A 4,248-nucleotide genomic window follows, 5' to 3' on the forward strand; every position below is an offset into this window, starting at 1 on the left:
TCCTTGTATCCTTCGGAGACCTTCATAGCCTCATCTTCTGTTCCGTACTCCTGACCGTCCCACATGAATTTCCGGCCGTCGAAATAGAGGGAACTCTCGGGCATACGCGACCTTCAATTCAACTGTGGTATTTAGTGCTATGGTTCTCGCCACGGATGGCTCTCATGACCTCCTCAGCTGCCCTTGGGACGGCCCTCTTGACGGGCTCCGAAAGGCCGGCGGAAATCTCCTTTGGAATGCTCTCCACCTGACAGGACACCAACACGACATCGACCCCTGCATGCTCCTTGAGCTCCTTCAGGAGATTCGACGTGGGCACCTGGTGCATCGAGAAGTCATCGGTCTTCTCCACAGGAAGATACTCTGCCTCCGTCCGAAAGACCTCCCCTGGCTCTCTCCCGACATCCATGGAATCAACTACTATGATCCGCTCGGGCTTCTTCTCCCCAAGAAGTACCGTGAAGAGGAGATCCCTCACGCCCGTCCCCATGTCTTCAGCATACACATCCTCAGGGATCTCGAAGTCTGCCTTGAGGTGGTCGATGACCGCTGGGCCAAATCCATCATCCCCGAATAGGATGTTCCCGCAGCCGAGCACGAAGACCCTCTTCCCATACCACTCAGGTTCCGTTTCCACGGGAAGATGATTCGGCTCCTACTAGATTACACTTTTCCGAACATGCCGTCGGTCATCAATCGATTCCTGAGGGCCCGGCGCGGAACAGTCGATGCTCTATGGTGGGAAACATGATTCGTTGATCCCCTACCGCATATCGTCACCTACCTACAGAAAGAGAGCGTTTCGGGTTCGAAATCCCCTTGTGTCGCATTAGCTATTTATACGAAAAGGCGCATAGCGGAAATTCCTAGGATTCGAGGACCGGGGGTAGAAATATGCTGAAAATTGCCGAAGAATGGTTTGCGATTTGTGGCGGATGTGAGGTGACGATTCTAGACATAGGCGAGCCTCTGCTGGACATACTGGAGCAGGTAGAGTTCGTCCACATCCCTGTCCTTATGGACCACAAGTACTACGGACAAGAGGGAGAGAAGGACAAGCTCGAGATACCGGAGGCCGATGTCGGACTCATATCTGGAAGTGTGAGGACCGAGGAGCACAAGGAGATCTTGCAGGAGATGCGGAACAAGTGCAAGACATTGATTGCGCTGGGCACGTGTGCAGCGTTCGGCGGTATTCCTGCACTCTCGAACATGTATCCACTGGAAGAGACCTATGATACGATCTTCAGAGAGACCAAGACCACGGAGCCGGCAGACACTCCCAATCAGGGCATTCCTCCGTTGACGGATAGAGTGTATGCGCTGAGCGAGCTCGTGAAGATCGATCTCATGCTACCAGGCTGTCCGACAACACCCGAGATGGTGGCAGAGGCGCTGACAGCGCTACTGGAGGGCAAGCCCTACGCGTTGCCAGAGAAGAGCGTCTGTGATACATGCCCGCTGATTAGGGAGAAGAAGGCGGTGACCACGCTGAAGAGGCCATTGGAGGCTGTCGAGTTCACACCAGGTCAGCCGCTGGACACCGTTCGATGCTTCATGGAGCAGGGCTACCTGTGCCAGGGACCGGCCACGAGGGCCGGCTGTGTCGGATCTTCGGACGCCCCCCGATGCATAAAGGCATACACTACGTGCAGGGGATGCTTCGGTCCCATGTCGGAGAAGGCCAATCCCATGGTTGACATGATGGGCGCGCTTTCGAGCATTGGGCTGAATCCGAGAGAGATCGAGGATCGCGCTGCGACCTTCAACCGCTTTGCGGGGGCGCAGGGTCGCTTGAGAGTACTACCAAAGAGGAGGTGAGGAGATGGGAAAGACAATAACAATTCAACCTGTAACGAGAATCGAGGGACACGCGAAGATAACTGTTCAGCTGGACGACGCAGGAAACGTCGCCGACAGCCTGGTGCAGGTCGTGGAGACACGCGGCTTTGAGAAGTTCTGCGTCGGACGGCCTGTCGAGGAGATGCCAAGAATCACTACTCGAATATGTGGTGTGTGCCCGTGGTCACACCACCTCGCGTCGGCAAAGACAACGGATGGCATATTCGGTGTCGAGATCCCCAGCGCCGGTAAGAAGCTGAGGGACCTGTGCAACAGCACCGCATTCTGCGAGGAGCACATACTTCATTTCTATTTCCTCGCGGCTCCGGACTTCGTCATGGGACCGGATGCAGATTACTCAGTGCGAAATGTCATAGGCATCGCCAAGGCCAATCCGGACCTCGGTAGGAAGGTAGTCAGAGTGCGACACCTCGCAGGCAAGATGCTGGAGGTTCTGGCGGGAAAGCCCATTCACCCCACAGCGGCAGTTCCTGGCGGTTTCAGCAAGCCTCTGCTCGAGGGCGAGAAGGAAGACCTCAAGAAGATGGCGGAGGAAGTCCTCGACCTGGCCAAGTTCTCGATCAAGTTCGCGAAGGAAGACCTCTTCCCGAAGTACCTCGACGCTGTCAATACCCTGGGCGTCATCAAGACCGGATTCCTCGGAACTGTTACCGATGACGGGACGATGGACCTGTACGATGGCAAGCTCAGGATGATGCAGCCGGACGGTAGCTTCGAGGACTTCGCGTATGACGAGTACAAGGACTACATATCCGAGCACGTTGAACCATGGACCTACCTGAAGTTCCCGTACATGAAGAAGGCAGGGAAGCTCGACATGGACCTGGACAACCCGGTCGGCGTGTACAGGACGAACACGCTTGCGAGGATTAACGTGGTGGACAGGATCTCGACACCGCTCGCACAGGCAGAGCTCGAGTACTTCCGGAATGAGTTCGGGAGGCCCGCCCAGCAGACACTGCTGTACAACTGGGCACGGCTCATTGAGCTTCTCTACAATGCGGAGCACATCGTCGACCTGTTGAACGATCCGGAGATCACAAGCACGGACACGAGGGTGAAGGTCGAACCGAGGGCAGCGAAAGCAATCGGCTGTGTGGAAGCACCCCGAGGAACGCTCATCCATGAATACGAGACAGATGAGAAGGGCTTGATCACGGATGTCAACCTTGTCGTGGGAACGACGCACAACAACGCCCCGATCAACATGTCCGTGAAGAGGACGGCGATAGACCTCATCAAGGATGGCAAGTATGACCAGGGGATTCTCAACAGGCTTGAGATGGCGATCAGAGCCTACGACCCGTGCTTGAGCTGCTCCACTCACAACCTCGACGGGACGATCCCGGTGAAGCTGCTGATCTACGATTGCGAGGGCAAGCTGATAAAGACGCTCACGAGCTGATTCATCCCATCTTGTAGGGACTCGGTCCCAGGGCCTTTATCGTCTCCACCATCTCACTCATGACTCTGGCGAACTTGTCGCCCTCGGAAGCGGATATCCACTCCAGGCGGAATCGCTCCGGTTCTAGACCGAAATCCTCGAGCATCAGCTCGATTGCATCGGCCCGCTTCTCGGTAACGATATTACCCTCAAGATAGTGGCAGTCGCCTATGTGGCACCCGCAGATGATGATCCCGTCCGCGCCTTTCGTCAGCGCATCCATGACGAGATTCGGGTGCACCATACCTGAGCACATCGTCCTTATCACGCGAATGTTGGGCGGGTATTGGAATCGGCTGACGCCCGCTAGGTCGGCACCCGCGTAGGAGCACCAGTTGCAGCAGAAGGCGATAATGAGCGGTTCGAACTCCTCTTCCTCCATCTCAGGCCACCTCCAACGCAGCTTCGATCATCGCATTGATCTGATCGAGAGTGAATCCGCGAACGAAGATCCCTGCCTTCGGACAAGTGGCCTGGCACACGCCGCAGCCCTTGCAGGCCGTTTCATCGACATCCACGGTCTTCTTCACCGTTCCGTCGCTCATGTACTCGATGAGGGTTATCGCGTCGTAAGGGCACGGGTCCACACAGTAGGCGCACCCGTCGCATTTCGCATCGATGACGCATGACTTCGTCGCCTCGAGCTCCAATTCCTCCTGCGCAAGGATCGTCGTGGCCCTTGAGACCGCCGCGTTCGCCTGGGCAAGGCACTCCTCGACGAACTTCGGTGAATGGGCCAGGCCGCACAGGAACACGCCCTCTGTGGCGAAGTCCACGGGTCTGAGCTTCATATGTGCTTCAAGGAAGAACTTGTCCTTGGTGAGCGGTATCTTCAGGAATGTGGACAAATCCTCATTGTCTGCGTTGGGCAGTGTCGCGACCGCCAGCATGACCACGTCGGGGCTGACGACTATCTCCTCGTCCAAGAAGGGGTCCTTCGC

General features: G+C 56.4%; 5 protein-coding genes. 2 read left to right on the plus strand and 3 right to left on the minus strand.

Annotated elements, in window-relative coordinates:
* Positions 1–118: 118 nt before the first annotated feature.
* Positions 119–637: a coenzyme F420-reducing hydrogenase, FrhD protein gene (gene frhD / locus LN415_08515; GenBank protein ID MCJ2557130.1), complete on the minus strand. Its 519-nt coding sequence runs from the start codon at positions 635–637 to the stop codon at positions 119–121.
* Positions 638–894: 257 nt separating this feature from the next.
* On the opposite strand from frhD, the gene LN415_08520 reads away from it, so the two are divergent.
* Positions 895–1,821 carry a methyl viologen-reducing hydrogenase gene (locus LN415_08520; protein ID MCJ2557131.1) on the plus strand — a complete coding sequence of 309 codons (927 nt, stop codon included), beginning with the start codon at positions 895–897 and terminating at the stop codon, positions 1,819–1,821.
* 4 nt (positions 1,822–1,825) lie between these two features.
* Positions 1,826–3,268 carry a Ni/Fe hydrogenase subunit alpha gene (locus tag LN415_08525; GenBank protein MCJ2557132.1) on the plus strand — a complete coding sequence of 481 codons (1,443 nt, stop codon included), beginning with the start codon at positions 1,826–1,828 and terminating at the stop codon, positions 3,266–3,268.
* A gap of 1 nt (position 3,269) precedes the next feature.
* Here the strand turns inward: LN415_08525 and LN415_08530 are convergent, their stop codons facing one another.
* Together LN415_08530 and LN415_08535 are read right to left on the minus strand one after the other, a co-directional pair.
* Positions 3,270–3,689 (minus strand): hydrogenase iron-sulfur subunit, encoded by a 420-nt coding sequence (locus LN415_08530; protein MCJ2557133.1) that lies wholly within the window; start codon positions 3,687–3,689, stop codon positions 3,270–3,272.
* 1 nt (position 3,690) lies between these two features.
* Positions 3,691–4,248 (minus strand): 4Fe-4S dicluster domain-containing protein (locus LN415_08535; protein ID MCJ2557134.1); only part of this gene is annotated, 558 nt, incomplete at its 5' end.

This window comes from Candidatus Thermoplasmatota archaeon, assembly GCA_022848865.1.
GTDB lineage: Archaea > Thermoplasmatota > Thermoplasmata > RBG-16-68-12 > JAGMCJ01 > JAGMCJ01.